14 protein-coding genes are annotated in these 17240 nt (G+C 56.7%); 8 read left to right on the top strand and 6 right to left on the bottom strand.

The features are described 5' to 3' along the window. Positions 1-118: 118 nt before the first annotated feature. The 4 genes from katG to metB form a co-directional block, all read right to left on the bottom strand. A complete protein-coding gene (gene katG, locus ACOTW6_RS19050) occupies positions 119-2299 on the bottom strand; it encodes a catalase/peroxidase HPI (RefSeq protein WP_045334315.1) in 2181 nt (726 codons plus the stop codon). Positions 2300-2443: 144 nt separating this feature from the next. Further along, on the bottom strand, positions 2444-3334 hold the full coding sequence (metF, locus tag ACOTW6_RS19045) for a methylenetetrahydrofolate reductase (RefSeq protein WP_032104303.1): 891 nt from the start codon (positions 3332-3334) through the stop codon (positions 2444-2446). Between the two features lie 226 nt (positions 3335-3560). Beyond that, positions 3561-5993, bottom strand: a complete 2433-nt coding sequence (locus ACOTW6_RS19040; RefSeq protein ID WP_047051675.1) for a bifunctional aspartate kinase/homoserine dehydrogenase II — start codon at positions 5991-5993, stop codon at positions 3561-3563. Positions 5994-5995: 2 nt separating this feature from the next. Continuing rightward, positions 5996-7156, bottom strand: a complete 1161-nt coding sequence (gene metB, locus ACOTW6_RS19035; protein ID WP_017383102.1) for a cystathionine gamma-synthase — start codon at positions 7154-7156, stop codon at positions 5996-5998. Positions 7157-7431: 275 nt separating this feature from the next. On the opposite strand from metB, the gene metJ reads away from it, so the two are divergent. Beyond that, positions 7432-7749: a met regulon transcriptional regulator MetJ gene (metJ, locus tag ACOTW6_RS19030; RefSeq protein ID WP_006179183.1), complete on the top strand. Its 318-nt coding sequence runs from the start codon at positions 7432-7434 to the stop codon at positions 7747-7749. Between the two features lie 42 nt (positions 7750-7791). Here the strand turns inward: metJ and ACOTW6_RS19025 are convergent, their stop codons facing one another. Then, positions 7792-8472: an oligogalacturonate-specific porin KdgM family protein gene (locus ACOTW6_RS19025; RefSeq protein ID WP_213789389.1), complete on the bottom strand. Its 681-nt coding sequence runs from the start codon at positions 8470-8472 to the stop codon at positions 7792-7794. A gap of 321 nt (positions 8473-8793) precedes the next feature. Further along, positions 8794-9006, bottom strand: coding sequence for a 50S ribosomal protein L31 (rpmE, locus tag ACOTW6_RS19020; protein ID WP_003862040.1), 213 nt, complete (start codon positions 9004-9006; stop codon positions 8794-8796). A 200-nt stretch (positions 9007-9206) separates the two neighbouring features. Between rpmE and priA the strand changes: the two genes are divergently transcribed. The 7 genes from priA to rraA all read left to right on the top strand — a co-directional run bounded on the left by priA (position 9207) and on the right by rraA (position 17141). Next, positions 9207-11402: a primosomal protein N' gene (gene priA, locus ACOTW6_RS19015; protein ID WP_213789390.1), complete on the top strand. Its 2196-nt coding sequence runs from the start codon at positions 9207-9209 to the stop codon at positions 11400-11402. A 119-nt stretch (positions 11403-11521) separates the two neighbouring features. After that, positions 11522-12547, top strand: a complete 1026-nt coding sequence (gene cytR, locus ACOTW6_RS19010; protein WP_003862038.1) for a DNA-binding transcriptional regulator CytR — start codon at positions 11522-11524, stop codon at positions 12545-12547. 92 nt (positions 12548-12639) lie between these two features. Continuing rightward, the gene (gene ftsN, locus ACOTW6_RS19005; RefSeq protein WP_017383099.1) at positions 12640-13608 is read left to right on the top strand and encodes a cell division protein FtsN; all 969 of its coding nucleotides are present in this window, start codon (positions 12640-12642) and stop codon (positions 13606-13608) included. Positions 13609-13702: 94 nt separating this feature from the next. Next, positions 13703-14233, top strand: coding sequence for an ATP-dependent protease subunit HslV (gene hslV, locus ACOTW6_RS19000; RefSeq protein ID WP_003862036.1), 531 nt, complete (start codon positions 13703-13705; stop codon positions 14231-14233). Positions 14234-14242: 9 nt separating this feature from the next. After that, positions 14243-15574, top strand: a complete 1332-nt coding sequence (hslU, locus tag ACOTW6_RS18995) for an HslU--HslV peptidase ATPase subunit (RefSeq protein ID WP_003862035.1) — start codon at positions 14243-14245, stop codon at positions 15572-15574. A gap of 62 nt (positions 15575-15636) precedes the next feature. Further along, a complete protein-coding gene (gene menA / locus ACOTW6_RS18990) occupies positions 15637-16563 on the top strand; it encodes a 1,4-dihydroxy-2-naphthoate polyprenyltransferase (RefSeq protein WP_116329991.1) in 927 nt (308 codons plus the stop codon). A 92-nt stretch (positions 16564-16655) separates the two neighbouring features. Continuing rightward, positions 16656-17141 (top strand): ribonuclease E activity regulator RraA, encoded by a 486-nt coding sequence (rraA, locus tag ACOTW6_RS18985; protein WP_015569946.1) that lies wholly within the window; start codon positions 16656-16658, stop codon positions 17139-17141. The last annotated feature ends 99 nt before the right edge of the window (positions 17142-17240 follow it).

Raw genomic sequence — 17240 nt, 5'->3', positions numbered from 1 at the left:
TCAGTCCAGGGCATAGCGAGTCTCCTCTTCTATGCCAGTTATAACTGTTACCCATGTATCCGGTCTAAAGTGTTACCCATGTTTCCGGTTCATACCGCAGCGCCACCCGGCACAAGGGCTACTTCACGTCAAACCGATCCAAATCCATCACTCGCGCCCATGCGGCAACGAAATCACGAACGAACTTCTCGTGTGCATCACTGCTGGCGTAAACTTCGGCCAGCGCACGCAGGACGGCGTTTGAACCGAAGACCAGATCGGCGCGGGTGGCGGTGTATTTCACTTCTCCGCTGGCGCGATCGCTACCGGCAAACAGCTCGTTTGAGTCGTCGGTCGCTTTCCACTGGGTGTTCATATCCAGCAGATTAACGAAGAAGTCGTTGCTCAGCACGCCCTCGCGGTTGGTAAACACGCCATTCTTGCTGCCATCGAAGTTTGCACCCAGTACGCGCAGACCGCCGATCAGCACCGTCAGTTCCGGCGCGGTCAGGGTCAGCTGCTGGGCTTTGTCGATCAGCAGCGACTCCGTGGTGGACACATCCACCTGCGCACGGTAGTTGCGGAAACCGTCGGCAACCGGTTCGAGCAGGTTAAACATCTCGATATCCGTCTGGTCCTGACGCGCATCCACGCGGCCCGGGGTGAACGGTACGTTAACGTAAACGCCTGCCGCTTTCGCCGCCTGCTCAACGCCCACAACACCTGCCAGCACGATGATATCGGCCAGAGAGGCTTTATTCGTGGTGCGCTGAATAGCTTCCAGAGCCGGTAACGCCCGCACCGCCGCGGCGTTCACATCCCAGTCGCGCTGAGGCGCCAGCGCCAGACGCGCGCCGTTAGCGCCGCCACGCTTGTCGCCGCCGCGGAAGGTCGATGCCGACGCCCAGGCTACGGAAACCAGTTCGCTCACGGAGAGACCAGAGGCCGCAATTTCCGCTTTCAGGCTTTCAATATCTTCCTGTGTCGGATGGAATACCGGCTGAGGCAGCGGATCCTGCCAAATCAGATCTTCTTTCGGCACTTCCGGGCCAATGTACCGCGCTTTTGGTCCCATATCGCGGTGGGTCAGCTTGAACCACGCGCGTGCAAAGGCTTCGTTGAAGGCCTGCGGATCGTTCAGGAAGCGACGGGAAATTTTCTCGAATTCCGGATCAAAACGCAGCGTCAGGTCGGTGACCAGCATGGTTGGCTTGCGTTTTTTCGACGGGTCAAACGGGTCAGGCATAATTTCCGGCGCATCCACGGCCTCAAACTGAATCGCGCCTGCCGGGCTACGGGTCTGCACCCATTCGTATTTGAACAGGTTCTCGAAGAAGTAGTTGCTCCACTGGGTCGGGGTTTGAGACCAGATAACCTCCAGCCCGGAGGTGATGGCGTCAGCGCCAATACCGGTGCCGTGCGTGCTGGCCCAGCCCAGGCCCTGCGCTTCAATCGGCGACGCTTCCGGGTCAGTGCCCACGTGCGTGGCTTCGCCTGCGCCGTGCGTTTTACCGAGCGTATGGCCGCCTGCAATCAGCGCGACGGTCTCTTCGTCGTTCATGCCCATGTTGCCAAAGGTAGCGCGGATCGCCGCCGCCGCAGACAGCGGTTCACCGCTGGCGTTTGGCCCTTCCGGGTTAACGTAAATCAGGCCCATTTCGGTGGCCGCAAGCGGGCGCTTCGCCAGCGCTTCCGGGTCACGGTGGGTCAGCCAGGCTTTTTCATCGCCCCAGTTCACGTCCAGATCCGGTTCCCATACGTCTTCACGCCCGGCACCAAAACCAAAGGTGCGGAAGCCGGAGTTCTCCAGCGCCACGTTACCCGCGAGGATAAACAGGTCGGCCCAGGAGATTTTTTGTCCGTATTTTTGCTTAATTGGCCACAGCAGACGGCGAGCTTTATCCAGGCTGACGTTATCCGGCCAGGAGTTCAGCGGCGCAAAGCGTTGCTGACCGCGTCCGGCGCCGCCACGACCGTCAACGGAGCGATAAGTACCGGCGCCGTGCCAGGCCATACGGATAAACAGGCCCGCATAGCTGCCCCAGTCGGCAGGCCACCATGGTTGTGAGTCGGTTAACAGGGCTTTGAGATCGCCCTTAAGGGCGGAATAGTCTAGCTTGCTGAATTCTTTGCGGTAGTCGAAGTCTTCACCCAGCGGGTTCGAACGGTTGGAATGTTGGTTTAGAAGATCGATGCGGAGTTGCTTAGGCCACCACTCTTTGCTGCCGGTACCTGCACCCGCGCTATGATCGACGCCGCCCTGGTGGAACGGACATTTGCCGGCGGATGCCGCGTTATTGGTCTCGTCTGACGTGCTCATCGCTATGCTCCCTTTACAGTGTTACCGTTACGATATACACCACTAGCGATAAGAGATAGTTGAATTAATCCACAGATTCGATAGCTAATACCTTTTAACTCTCTGTTCGATTAAAAAGCCCTCGTTTTATGAGGGCTTTTTACTTTACAGCGCCGGGCGAACACCGAGCGTATGGCAAATGGCATAGCTCATTTCCGCGCGGTTCAGGGTATAGAAATGGAAATCTTTCACCCCTTCGCGACTTAAAATCTTCACCATGTCCATCGCGATATTGGCCCCCACCAGCTTGCGGGTTTCCGGGTCGTCGTCCAGCCCTTCGTACATTTTGGACATCCACAGCGGAATGCGCACGTTGGTCATATCCGCGAATTTCTTCGCCTGTTTGAAGTTCGAGACTGGCAGAATGCCAGGGATGATTTCGACATCAATACCCGCCGAGACGCAGCGGTCGCGAAAGCGCAGGTAGCTTTCCACGTCAAAGAAGAACTGCGTAATCGCGCGGTTAGCACCGGCCTCCACTTTACGCTTGAGGTTGAGCAGATCCGCCTGGGCGCTTTTGGCTTCCGGGTGAACTTCAGGGTAGGCGGCCACGGAGATATCAAAGTCGGCAACGTCTTTCAGCAGCCCGACCAGATCGGTGGCATACATCTCCGGCTTGCCGCTGCCTGGCGGGAGGTCGCCGCGCAGGGCCACAATGTGGCGAATGCCGTTATTCCAGTAGTCCTGGGCAATGGCGCGCAGTTCATCGCGGGTGGCGTCGATACAGGTCAGGTGCGGTGCCGCTTCCAGACCGGTTCGATCTTTAATGCCCTTAATGATGCTGTGCGTGCGGTCACGCTCACCGGAGTTGGCGCCGTAGGTTACGGAGACGAACTTCGGCTTCAGGCTGCTCAGGCGATCGATAGAGCTCCACAGGGTTTGCTCCATTTCACTGGTGCGCGGCGGGAAAAATTCAAAAGAGACGTTAATCTGGCCGTTTACTTCGGCCAGGCTCTGATTCAGGGCTTCCCGCTGGTTGGCGTGAAAAAAGCTCATACCTTACCTCTATCTTTCGCGTGTCGTTGTTTGTTGTGTTGTGAACTTCTATACGTTTAGACGTCCAGATGTAAAAATGACGGAAAAGCGGGATGACGTCAACAGAAATAATCAACATTAACGGTGAGGTTTGTTCAGGGAAGATGAAGGGCGTTCATGATGGGGGTGAGTGCGGTCTGCTGCCCTCACCCTAACCCTCTCCCACGGGGAGAGGGAACAAGCGAAATTACAGCAGCTTAGCCAGACGGTTGATATCAGACTGGATCGCCCCGGCGGTGACATCGCGTCCCGCGCCCGGGCCACGGATCACCAGCGGGTTATCGCGATACCAGCGGCTTTCGATGGCGAAGACGTTGTCGCACGGCAGGAGCGCTGCCAGCGGATGTTCAGGACGCACCGCCTCCACGCCCACTCGCGCTTTACCGTTCGCCTCGAAACGCGCCACGTAACGCAGCACCAGGCCCATCTCGTTAGCCGCTTCCAGACGTTGCACCATCTGCTCGTTCAGCTCGTCGCCGTTCTCGAAGAAGTGATCGACGGACCCTTCCTCGCAGCCCGCAGGCACCAGCGACTCAACGCGTACCTGACCCGGCTCAATGTCGTAGCCCGCTTCACGCGCCAGGATCACCAGCTTGCGCATCACATCTTTACCAGCAAGGTCAACGCGCGGATCCGGTTCGGTTAAGCCCTGCTGCCACGCCTGATCCACCAGGTCGGTAAACGGAACGGTGCCGTCAAATTGCAGGAACAGCCAGGAGAGCGTGCCGGAGAAGATCCCGCTCAGCGCCAGAATGCTGTCGCCGCTTTCAATCAGATCGCGCACGGTATGGTTAACCGGCAGACCCGCGCCAACGGTGGCGTTATACAGCCAGTGACGACCCGTTTTTTCGAACGCGTCGTGGATCTGGCGATATTTGTCAGTGCTGCTCGCGCCCGCCAGCTTGTTGGCGCTGATGACGTGGAACCCGTGGCTGGCGAAATCCAGATACTGATCGGCCAGCTGCTCGCTGGCGGTCACGTCCAGCACCACCAGATCGTCGTACGGGTGCGCGCGCATCCACAGGAACAGCGACTCTTCGTCCTGCTCAACCGCTTCATCGTTAAAGAAGGCCAGCGCCCGGCTGGCGTCCAGCCCTTCGTAGTTCAGCAGGCTACGACGGCTGTCCACCACGCCTGCGAGAATGAATTCAAACCCGGTACGCGCCGAAAGCGTTACCTGCTCGCGGGCGAACAGCTCCAGCCAGCGGGAACCGATATTCCCTTTCCCGAACAGCACCAGCCCGATGCGTTTTTCCGCGCGGAACAGGGAGGTGTGCAGACCCTGAATCAGGCTTTCGGTTGGCCCTTTACGCAGCACGGCAACCAGGCTGATGCCCTCTTCCGACTGCCAGGTGAACTCCACCGGCTGACCTTTCAGCTGCTGCCAGAAGCGGTGGCAGTGCAGCGGGTTACGGGTGACGCCCGCGCCCACCATCGCCACCAGCGCCAGCCCCTGACGCAGGCGAAGCTCACCCGGCAGGCCCGCTTCATCCAGAATTTTCAGGGCGCTGTCCACCACTTCAGCGGTATAGCAGAACTGCAATAGCTGGCGATCGTTATGCACGCCAACGGCCAGCGGACGCACCTGGGCACGTTTCAGGATGGTGTCGATATCTTTGTGCGCCAGTTTGAAATCCTGGCCCGCAGGCACCTGGAACTCGATCAGGCAGATGTCATCATGGCTGGTGACAATGCGCGCGCCCGTACCGGATGCCAGCACGCGTTCAATGCGGGTGGAACCCTGATCCGGCGTGTAGCTACAGCGTAGTTGCAGATCGATGTCACTGCCGGAAACCGGCTGTAGCGTGCGCGCGTGCAGCACCGGGGCCGCCAGACGCGCCAGCTCGCTCGCTTCGTCGAGACGCAGCAGCGGCAGCAGGCAGGCATCTTTTACTTTGCGCGGGTCCGCGCTGTACACACCGGCCACGTCGCTCCAGATGGTGACGCGGGACACGCCCGCCAGGGCGCCAATCTGCGTTGCCGAGTAGTCAGAGCCGTTACGGCCCAGCAGAACGGTTTCGCCCGCGTTGCTGCGGCTGATAAAGCCGGTGACGACAATGCGTTTGCCCGGATGCTGCACCAGCAGCTGTTGCAGCAGCGGGTAAGACAACCCTTCGTCCACCTGCGGCTGTGCGGCGCGTTCGGCACGCAGGAAATCACGCGCGTCGAGCCAGGCGGCATCCACACCAAGATGTTGCAGCACGGCGGCCATCAGGCGCGCAGACCATACTTCACCGTGGCCAACCACTTCCGCATACACCGCATCGGTAATGCCGCTGTCCAGCAGAGCGGCCAGACGCTCAAGGTCGTGCGTAAAAGCGCTAATCAGCCCGTCCGCCACGTCCGCAGGCAGCAAACCGGCAATCAGTTCGCTCTGGTAACGACGTAAGGACTGTTGCACCTGATGCGCAGAGAGGCGATCGGTCTGGCTCAGTTTCAGCCAGCTAATCAACTGGTTGGTGGTGCTGCCCGCCGCAGAGACAACCATCATGTCCCCCGGCTGTGAATACTCGGTCATGATCCCTGCGACACGCAGGTAACATTTCACATCAGCAAGACTACTACCACCAAACTTGTGCAGCTGACGACCCTTCGCCCCTGCCTGCGCTATCACACTCATGATTACCCCTTGGCTGCGACCCGGAAGCCATTTTCCAGATCGGCAATTAAATCTTCAGAATCTTCAATACCGGTCGAGATACGCAGCAGCGTCTCGGAAATCCCGGCGGCGGCACGTGCTTCGGGTGCCATACCTGCGTGCGTCATGGTTGCGGCGTGGGAGATCAAGCTTTCTACTCCCCCTAAGGATTCCGCCAGCGTAAACAATGACAACCCGCTCAGGAAGCGACGCAGTGTTTGCTCGTCACCGTCCAGTTCAAAACTTAACATCGCGCCAAATCCTTTCTGTTGGCGCGCGGCAATCTCGTGCCCCTGGTTTTCCGGCAGCGACGGGTGATAAAGCTTCTTCACCAGCGGCTGGGTTTTCAGGAAATCCACGATCGCCTGGGCATTACGCTGCGCCACGTCCATACGCGGAGACAGCGTGCGGATGCCGCGCAGCAGCAAATAGCTGTCGAACGCGCCCGCGGTGACGCCAATGTTATTGGCCCACCATGCCAGTTCGGTGACAACATCAGGATCTTTGGCAATCACCACGCCCGCCACCACGTCAGAATGGCCATTCAGATATTTAGTGCATGAATGCAATACCAGATCGGCACCCAGTGCCAGTGGGTTCTGAAGGGCCGGACTGAGGAACGTATTATCCACTACACTTATCGCTCCCGCATCCCTTGCGAGCTGACAAATTTTCGCAATATCGACTACGCGCAACAATGGATTGCTTGGACTTTCCACCAGAACCAGCTTCGGCTGCTCGGCAAGCGCCTGTTTCAGCGCCTGTTCGTCGTTTTGATCGACAAACAGCACGCGGTAGCAGCCACGTTTCGCCAGGCTATCAAACAGACGATAGCTGCCGCCGTAACAGTCGTGCGGCGCCACCAGCAGATCGCCAGGTTTCAGGAACACCGTGGTCACAAGGTGAATGGCCGACATGCCGGTATTGGTTAATACCGCCCCTGCGCCGCCTTCCAGTTCCGCCAGCGCGCGCTGGGTGACGTCGCGCGTAGGATTGCCGCGACGCGAGTAGTCATGCGCGCGAGGTTCATTAAATCCGGTGAAATTATAGGTACTGGAGAGATGAATTGGCGGGACAACGCAGCCGTACTGCTCGTCATCATTCAATCCGCTACGCACTGCGATGGTGGCCTGTTTACGCGTCATGGTGAGGCTTCCTGGCGAATGAGGTGAAAAGTCAGGCACCAGAGTAAACATTGAAAGTATGGACGTCAATACATCTGGACATCTAAACTTCTTTGCGTATAGATTGAGCAATGCGCAAATAGCCGTTAAAATTATATGCTTTAGGACACGCTACAGCGGCAATATCCGTGCCTCGGTATCGTCTCTACGGTAAACTACGCAAGATTACGGTTCAAAACCGATGGTTACCGGTTTTGCACCTTTAGATTAATGACTGAGAGGATTAAAGGTATCTCATGGCTGAATGGAGCGGCGAATATATCAGCCCATACGCTGAGCACGGTAAGAAGAGTGAGCAAGTCAAGAAAATCACGGTGTCCATTCCTCTGAAGGTGTTGAAGATCCTCACCGATGAACGTACGCGTCGTCAGGTGAACAACCTGCGTCACGCCACCAACAGCGAACTGCTGTGCGAAGCGTTCCTGCATGCGTTTACCGGCCAACCGTTGCCGAACGATGACGATCTGCGCAAAGAGCGCAGTGACGAAATCCCGGAAGAGGCGAAGGTGATCATGCGTGAACTGGGTATCGACCCGGATACGTGGGAATACTAACAGCGATGCGGTCCCGCTGAGGGTGCTCAGCGGGATGGTTTCTCAGAAGTTGTAGCCTAAGCCGACACGCAGACGCGTTTGTCGGTCGTCAGTGGTAGCGGTGTTATAGCCGGAAGAGACATTACCCACCTCCACGAATGGCACCCACGAATCGATGTTATACGCCACGCGGAAGTTATATTCGTAATCCTCTTTTTTGTTGTTATACAGATCTTCGTTGTCGGCGAATTTATAAATTCCGTTCAGTTCAAACATCCAGTTTTCAATATTATATCCCAGCCACATTTCCGGGCGATATACCAGTCTGTCATCTTTACCGTCTGCATTACGGCGGGTATATTCGGTACGATAACGGAATGCCGTCCACCAGCTGTCATTAATATTATACTGCACGCGTAAATAGGGTTTATAAATAGCCATGTCGTCACCCATCTCAACCGCGACACCCGGCTGCCAGATAAATCCCTGCCAGGTAAACTGGTAGCTGGCAGTATATTCGTTGCTGTTACTCTCCATATTATTGAGCGCATCATTAGATTGCTTTTCGTCTGAGCGTGAGACGGCCTCTACAGCCACACCAAAGCCCGTCCCGAAACGGTGTGACATGTACACACGGTCATAGTTACGTCCATCGTCGTAATACTCGTGTCGGTAATCAACATATCCCGCCTGCGCCGCGCACGATAGTAATGGAAGCACGAACAAAAGTTGCTTCAGTTTCATCTTTTTTCCCTCAACGTAAATACACCCTGAAAGCCATCGCTGTTGAAATGGCAAATAAGAATTTATGTCGAGCGCAGTGTAATTTTACACCCGGAGGGAAACCTTTTATTTATTGCCATATCCGACAATAAAATGGCAAACAGGCCAAGAATACAGAGATAAAGCTCACTATCCGTATAAATAGGAATATATTAAGACACGGTGATTATTTTTCGGAAAAATTAAAATATATATTTGAAGAGGAAATATAAATACAGAATTAATTCAGGTGAGATATTACAGGCACAAAAAAACCGCCCGGAGGCGGTTTCTTCTGGATGCTTATTTAGCGCCCGGGATGCTGAAACGCTTGTTGAAGCGGTCAACACGGCCACCGGTTGCAACATCACGCTGCTTACCAGTGTAGAACGGGTGGCATTTGCCGCACACGTCCAGGTTCAGATCGTGACCCACGGTAGAGCGGATCTGGATAGAGTTACCGCAAGAGCAGTTTGCAGTAATCATTTCGTATTTCGGGTGAATATCTTTTTTCATGGGAGAACCTCAGTTAAGGCCGCGTCGCTCTTCCAGCCCTAACGCCAGACACCACGCGATGTTGAATGTAAGTTCTTTGGCGTAAAATACACCAAAGGCGGCGAATCATACAGAATTTGACCAACGTATGCAAACTGATCCGCACGCCGCTTTCACTAATGTGTATACTAACGCGCCACTTTTCAAGTCAGGAAGATTCGATGCCCGTCGCTCACGTTGCCCTGCCCGTTCCGCTTCCCCGCACCTTTGACTACCTGCTGCCCGACAGCATGAGCGCCAAAGCGGGCTGTCGCGTGACCGTGCCGTTTGGTAAACAGCAGCGCGTGGGGATCGTGGTGTCCGTCAGCGACAAAAGCGAATTGCCGCTTAACGAGCTGAAATCGGTTGTTGAGGTGCTGGACAGCGAGCCGGTTTACTCCACCAGCACCTGGCGACTGCTGCTGTGGGCGGCAGATTATTATCATCATCCGATTGGCGACGTGCTGTTCCATGCCCTGCCCATTATGCTGCGCCAGGGTAAGAGCGCCAGCCACGCGCCAATGTGGTACTGGTTTGCCACCGAGCAGGGCCAGGCTGTGGACATTAACAGCCTGAAGCGCTCGCAGAAACAGCAGCAGGCGCTGGCCGCGCTGCGCCAGGGAAAAATCTGGCGCCATCAGGTCGACGAGCTTGAGGTAAGCGAAACCGCGTTGCAGGCATTAAGGAAGAAAGGGCTGAGCGACCTGGCCAGTGAAGCCCCTGCCCTTCACGACTGGCGCGACGGTTTTTCCGTCTCCGGCGATCGTCTGCGTCTGAATACCGAGCAGGCCACCGCCGTAGGAGCGATTCACAGCGCTGCCGATCGTTTTTCCGCCTGGCTGCTGGCGGGCGTCACCGGCTCCGGTAAAACCGAAGTGTATCTGAGCGTGCTGGAAAACGTGCTCGCGCAGGGCAAACAGGCGCTGGTGATGGTGCCGGAAATCGGCCTGACGCCGCAAACCATCGCGCGTTTCCGTGAACGCTTTAATGCGCCCGTTGAGGTTCTGCACTCCGGTCTGAGCGACAGCGAGCGCCTCAGCGCCTGGCTGAAAGCGAAAAACGGCGAAGCGGCGATTGTGATCGGCACCCGTTCATCGCTGTTTACGCCGTTTAAAAATCTCGGCGTTATCGTGATCGATGAAGAGCATGACAGCTCCTATAAACAGCAGGAAGGCTGGCGCTATCACGCCCGCGACTTAGCCGTGTACCGCGCCCACAGCGAGCAAATCCCTATTATTCTCGGGTCCGCCACCCCCGCGCTTGAAACGCTGCACAACGTTCGCCAGCGTAAATACCACATGCTGCGCCTGACGCGCCGTGCGGGGAATGCCCGCCCGGCCATTCAACATGTGCTGGATCTGAAAGGCCAGCAGGTGCAGGCCGGGTTAGCGCCTGCGCTGATTAGCCGCATGCGCCAGCATTTGCAGGCGGGCAACCAGGTGATCCTGTTCCTGAACCGCCGCGGCTTCGCGCCTGCGTTGCTGTGCCACGACTGCGGCTGGATCGCGGAGTGCCCGCGCTGCGATCACTACTACACCTTCCACCAGGCTCAGCGCCATTTGCGCTGCCACCACTGCGACAGCCAGCGTCCGGTCCCCCGTCAGTGCCCGTCCTGCGGCTCAACGCACATCGTGCCGGTCGGCCTGGGAACGGAACAGCTTGAACAGGCGCTCGCGCCCTTCTTCCCGGACGTGCCCATCTCCCGTATCGACAGGGATACCACCAGCCGTAAAGGGGCGCTGGAGCAGCAGCTGGCGGAAGTGCATCGCGGCGGCGCGCGCATCCTGATTGGCACACAGATGCTGGCGAAAGGGCACCACTTCCCGGACGTGACGCTGGTCGCCCTGCTGGACGTCGACGGCGCGCTGTTCTCCGCGGATTTTCGCTCCGCCGAGCGTTTCGCCCAGCTTTATACCCAGGTTGCCGGTCGCGCTGGTCGGGCGGGTAAGCAGGGCGAGGTGGTGCTGCAAACGCACCACCCTGAACATCCGCTGCTGCAAACTCTGCTGCACAAAGGCTATGACGCCTTCGCGGACCAGGCGCTGGCCGAACGTCAGACGATGCAGCTTCCCCCATGGACCAGCCACGTTATCATCCGTGCGGAAGATCATAACAACCAACAGGCCCCGCTGTTCCTGCAACAGCTGAGAAACCTCCTGCAAGCCAGCCCGCTGGTGGATAATCAGCTGTGGATTTTAGGCCCGGTACCCGCGCTCGCCCCGAAACGCGGCGGCCGTTTCCGCTGGCAACTCTTACTTCAGCACCCCTCGCGTATCCGTTTACAGCAGATCGTCAGCGGCACGCTGGCGCTGATCAATACCCTGCCGGAAGCGCGAAAAGTGAAGTGGGTTCTTGACGTCGATCCGATTGAAGGCTGAAGACGGATCGAAAAATTTAATGCGCCTCACACTTTTTATGAAAATTCTGTAACCGATTCCATTAACTATCTGTAAAAATGGTGCTGTCCGCAGTTCGGTGTTCAGGCGAGGAGAAGACGTTGAAGTCCAGGAAAGAGGTTGCCTCGGCGACCATGAAAGACGTTGCCGAGAAAGCACAAGTCTCAACAGCAACCGTGTCCCGCGCATTGATGAACCCTGACAAAGTCTCCCAGGCGACCCGAAACCGGGTTGAAAAGGCGGCGCTTGAGGTCGGTTATTTCCCGCAAGCCATGGGGCGTAACGTAAAACGCAACGAATCCCGCACCATCCTGGTGATCGTGCCGGACATCTGCGATCCCTTCTTCAGCGAAATCATCCGCGGCATTGAAGTCACTGCCGCCGCCCAGGGCTATCTGGTGCTGATTGGCGATTGTGCTCATCAGAACCAGCAGGAAAAAACGTTCATCGACCTGATCATCACCAAGCAGATTGATGGCATGCTGCTGCTTGGCTCACGCCTGCCGTTTGATGCCAGCATTGAAGAACAGCGCAATTTACCGCCGATGGTCATGGCGAACGAATTCGCGCCGGAGCTGGAGCTGCCAACCGTTCATATCGATAACCTCACCGCCGCGTTCAACGCCGTGAACTATCTTCAGGAACTGGGGCATAAGCGTATCGGTTGTATCGCCGGACCAGAAGAGATGCCGCTGTGTCATTACCGCTTGCAGGGCTACGTTCAGGCGCTGCGCCGTACCGGGGCTATCGTCGATCCGCACTACATTGCGCGCGGTGATTTCACCTTTGAAGCGGGCGGGCAGGCGCTGGAAAAATTGCTGGCCTTGCCAGAACCGCCCACCGCGGTCTTCTGCCACAGCGACGTGATGGCGCTGGGGGCGTTATCCTACGCCAAACGTCACGGGCTGCGCGTGCCGCAGGACCTGTCGATTATCGGTTTTGATAATATTTCGCTTTCGGAGTTTTGCGATCCGCCGCTTTCGACCGTTGCCCAGCCACGGTATGACATTGGCCGGGAAGCGATGCTGCTTTTGCTGGATCAGCTGCACGGTCAAACAGTTAGCAGTGGGTCACGGCTACTGGATTGTGAGCTGATTGTGCGCGGCTCTACCCAGGCATTAACTTAAAGTAAATACCTTTCGACACCCTTATCTGGTCAAAGCCCCGTCGCTTAAGTAACATGGCGGGCTGACGAACGAATAAATACAGCGAAACGATAGTGGCACAACGAGATTATGTACGTCGCGGCCAGCCGGCACCTTCGCGACGCAAAAAGAGTAGTTCAAAAAGCAAGCAACGTAGCCTGTCTGCTGTCTCCCCAGCCATGGTCGCCATTGCTGCGGCCGTGCTGGTGGCCTTTATTGGCGGCCTCTACTTCATTACGCATCATAAAAAAGAAGAGTCTGAAGCCCTTCAGGGTAACAAGGTCGTCGGCAACGGCCTGCCGCCGAAGCCTGAAGAGCGCTGGCGCTACATTAAAGAGCTGGAAAGCCGTCAGCCTGGCGTACGTGCGCCTACCGAGCCTTCTGCCGGGGGTGAAGTGAAGAATGCCGATCAGCTGACGGACGAACAGCGTCAATTGCTCGCTCAGATGCAGGCGGACATGCGCCAGCAGCCTACGCAGCTGAACGAAGTGCCGTGGAACGAACAAACCCCGGCGCAGCGTCAGCAAACGTTGCAGCGCCAGCGTCAGGCTCAGCAGCAAACGCAACAGCAGCAGTGGACGCAGACGCAGCCGGTACAGCAGCCGCGTACACAACCGCAGCAGCAGACGCGTACCGTACAAACTCAGCCTGTCCAGCAGCAACCGAAGGCGCAGCCGCAGAAGCAAACGGCACAGCCGTATCAGGATCTGTTGCAGACGCCTGCGCATACCACTGCGCAACAGCCAAAAACGCAGCAGGCTGCGCCGGTCACCAAAGAGACCGAGGCGCCGAAGCAGACGGCTGAGAAAAAAGATGAACGCCGCTGGATGGTTCAGTGCGGTTCGTTTAAAGGCGCCGAACAGGCAGAAACGGTGCGTGCTCAGCTGGCATTTGAAGGATTTGACTCCCGCATTACCACCAATAACGGCTGGAATCGCGTAGTGATTGGACCGGTCAAAGGCAAAGAAAACGCAGACGGCACCATTTCCCGTTTGAAAGTGGCTGGCCACACAAACTGCATTCGACTCGCCTCCGGGGGTTGAAACCCCCAAATTCCCCCCCATCTATCATTTAATTCAGCCCTGAGCACAGGCTCAGGGCTTCTGTTTCCCGAATCTGTAACCAGGGGGTCTGCTCGTGACAACAATAGTAAGTGTACGCCGTAACGGCCAGGTGGTAATTGCCGGTGATGGCCAGGCCACGCTGGGTAATACCGTCATGAAAGGCAACGTGAAGAAAGTACGTCGTCTTTATAACGACAAAGTGATCGCCGGTTTCGCAGGCGGCACGGCTGATGCCTTCACGCTGTTTGAACTGTTTGAACGCAAACTGGAAATGCATCAGGGTCATCTGGTGAAAGCCGCTGTTGAGCTGGCAAAAGACTGGCGTACCGACCGCATGCTACGCAAGCTCGAAGCGCTGCTGGCCGTGGCTGACGAAAACGCCTCGCTGATCATCACCGGTAACGGCGACGTGGTTCAGCCTGAAAACGACCTGATTGCCATCGGCTCTGGCGGCCCGTACGCCCAGGCCGCAGCCCGTGCGCTGTTGGAAAATACCGACATGAACGCGCGCGATATCGCGGTGAAAGCGTTGGATATTGCAGGTGATATCTGCATCTATACCAACCACAATCACACCATCGAAGAATTACCGTCTAAAGCGTAAGGATCGCCCATGTCTGAAATGACCCCACGCGAAATTGTCAGCGAACTGAACAAACACATTATCGGCCAGGACAACGCCAAGCGCTCCGTGGCTATCGCACTGCGTAACCGCTGGCGTCGCATGCAGCTCGACGAAGAGCTTCGCCACGAAGTGACGCCAAAAAATATTCTGATGATCGGCCCGACCGGTGTGGGTAAAACCGAAATCGCCCGTCGTCTGGCCAAACTGGCTAACGCGCCGTTCATCAAAGTTGAAGCCACCAAGTTCACCGAAGTGGGCTATGTAGGTAAAGAAGTGGACTCCATCATCCGCGATCTGACCGACTCGGCGATTAAGATGGTGCGCGTCCAGGCGATTGAGAAAAACCGCTATCGCGCCGAAGAGATGGCCGAAGAGCGTATTCTCGACGTGCTGATCCCACCGGCAAAAAACAACTGGGGACAGGCTGAACAGCAGTCTGAACCTTCTGCTGCGCGTCAGGCATTCCGCAAAAAGCTGCGCGAAGGCGAGCTGGACGACAAAGAGATTGAGATCGATCTCGCTGCCGCGCCAATGGGCGTGGAAATTATGGCGCCTCCGGGCATGGAAGAGATGACCAGCCAATTGCAGTCCATGTTCCAGAACCTGGGCGGGCAGAAGCAGAAAGCGCGTAAGCTGAAAATCAAAGACGCGATGAAGCTGCTGATTGAAGAAGAAGCCGCGAAGCTGGTTAACCCGGAAGAGCTGAAACAGGACGCTATCGACGCGGTTGAGCAGCACGGTATCGTGTTTATCGACGAAATCGACAAGATCTGTAAGCGCGGCAACGCGTCCGGCCCGGATGTCTCCCGCGAAGGCGTTCAGCGCGACCTGCTGCCGCTGGTGGAAGGGTGTACCGTTTCCACCAAGCACGGCATGGTTAAAACTGACCACATTCTGTTTATCGCCTCCGGTGCGTTCCAGATTGCCAGCCCGTCTGACCTGATCCCGGAACTCCAGGGTCGTCTGCCAATCCGCGTTGAGTTGCAGGCGCTGACCACCGAAGATTTCGAACGTATCCTGACTGAGCCAAACGCGTCTGTGACCGTACAGTACAAAGCGCTGATGGCGACTGAAGGCGTGAACATTGAATTTACCGATGACGGTATCAAGCGCATCGCTCAGGCCGCGTGGCAGGTCAACGAAACCACCGAGAACATCGGTGCGCGTCGTCTGCACACCGTGCTGGAACGCCTGATGGAAGACATCTCTTATGATGCGAGCGACCTTAACGGTCAAAGCATTACCATTGACGCAGACTATGTGGGCAAACACCTGGATGCGTTAGTGGCAGATGAAGATCTGAGCCGTTTTATTCTATAATCGCGTTCAATGCATTTTCATCACTGTTGATGGGGGCTATGGCCCCCATTTTTATTGGCTAAATAACTATGACTGATATCAGCCGTACACAGGCGTGGCTCGAAAGTCTGCGCCCTAAAACGCTTCCTCTGGCTTTTGCCGCCATTATCGTCGGTACCACGCTTGCCTGGTGGCAGGGTCATTTCGATCCGCTGGTAGCAGGTCTGGCGCTCGTCACCGCCGGGCTGCTGCAAATCCTCTCTAATCTCGCCAATGATTACGGCGATGCGGTAAAGGGCAGCGACAAGCCTGACCGTATCGGGCCGCTGCGCGGGATGCAAAAAGGAGTGATTACCCAGGCACAGATGAAACGGGCGCTGATTATCACCGTGGTATTGATTTGCCTGTCCGGGCTGGCGCTGGTGACGGTCGCCTCGAAAACCACCAGTGATTTCATTGGCTTCCTGGTGCTGGGCTTGCTCGCCATTATTGCAGCCATTACCTATACCGTCGGGACGCGTCCTTACGGGTATATTGGTCTGGGCGACATCTCCGTGCTGGTGTTCTTCGGCTGGCTGAGCGTGATGGGAAGCTGGTACTTACAGGCGCATACGGTGATCCCTGCCCTGTTCCTGCCGGCGACCGCCTGCGGTCTGCTGGCGACGGCGGTGCTGAATATCAACAACCTGCGCGACATCGACAGCGACCGCGAAAACGGTAAAAACACGCTGGCCGTGCGTCTGGGTCCGGTGAATGCACGCCGCTATCACGCCTGCCTGCTCATCGGCGCGCTGGTCTGCCTGGCACTGTTCAGTCTGATTTCGCTGCACAGCCTGTGGGGCTGGCTGTTTGTGCTCGCCGCACCGCTGCTGATTAAGCAGGCCCGCTACGTCATGCGTGAACTCAGCCCGGCCGCCATGCCACCGATGCTGGAACGTACGGTAAAAGGCGCGTTGCTGACTAACCTGCTGTTCGTCATCGGGATTGTCTTAAGCCAGACGCTGAGTTAGCTGACAAATATCAATTAACAATTGATGATTTTGCCAACAACGCATTTCGCACGATATACTGAACACATTCGCAGCAACAGAGCGTTAAACCTATGAAATACGATACCTCCGAGCTTTGTGACATCTACCAGGAAGATGTCAACGTCGTTGAACCCCTGTTCTCCAACTTTGGTGGACGGTCGTCGTTTGGCGGACAAATCATCACGGTGAAATGTTTCGAGGACAACGGGTTGCTGTACGATCTGCTCGAAGAGAACGGCCGTGGCCGCGTTCTGGTGGTCGACGGCGGCGGTTCCGTGCGCCGTGCATTGATTGATGCTGAACTGGCGGGAATTGCCGTCCAGAACGAGTGGGAAGGCATTGTGGTGTACGGTTCCGTGCGTCAGGTGGACGATCTCGAAGACCTGGATATCGGGATTCAGGCCATTGCCGCCATACCGGTAGGCGCAGCGGGCGACGGCATCGGCGAAAGCGACGTGCGCGTCAATTTCGGCGGCGTGACCTTCTTCTCGGGCGACCACCTTTATGCTGACAATACCGGGATTATCCTTTCCGAGGATGCGCTGGACATCGAGTAGTTAATCGGTGAGTAAAATTCATAAAAAAACCGCCAACAGCAATGTGGCGGTTTTTTTTGTCCCTCGGGATTCGCGGTCCGTTGGGACGTCTTACAGACT

The organism is Enterobacter cloacae complex sp. IR5403, assembly GCF_049238705.1.
GTDB classification, from domain to species: domain Bacteria; phylum Pseudomonadota; class Gammaproteobacteria; order Enterobacterales; family Enterobacteriaceae; genus Enterobacter; species Enterobacter hormaechei_C.
The sequence above is the reverse complement of the archived record's forward strand: the minus strand, read 5'-3'. Positions and strand labels throughout refer to the sequence as shown.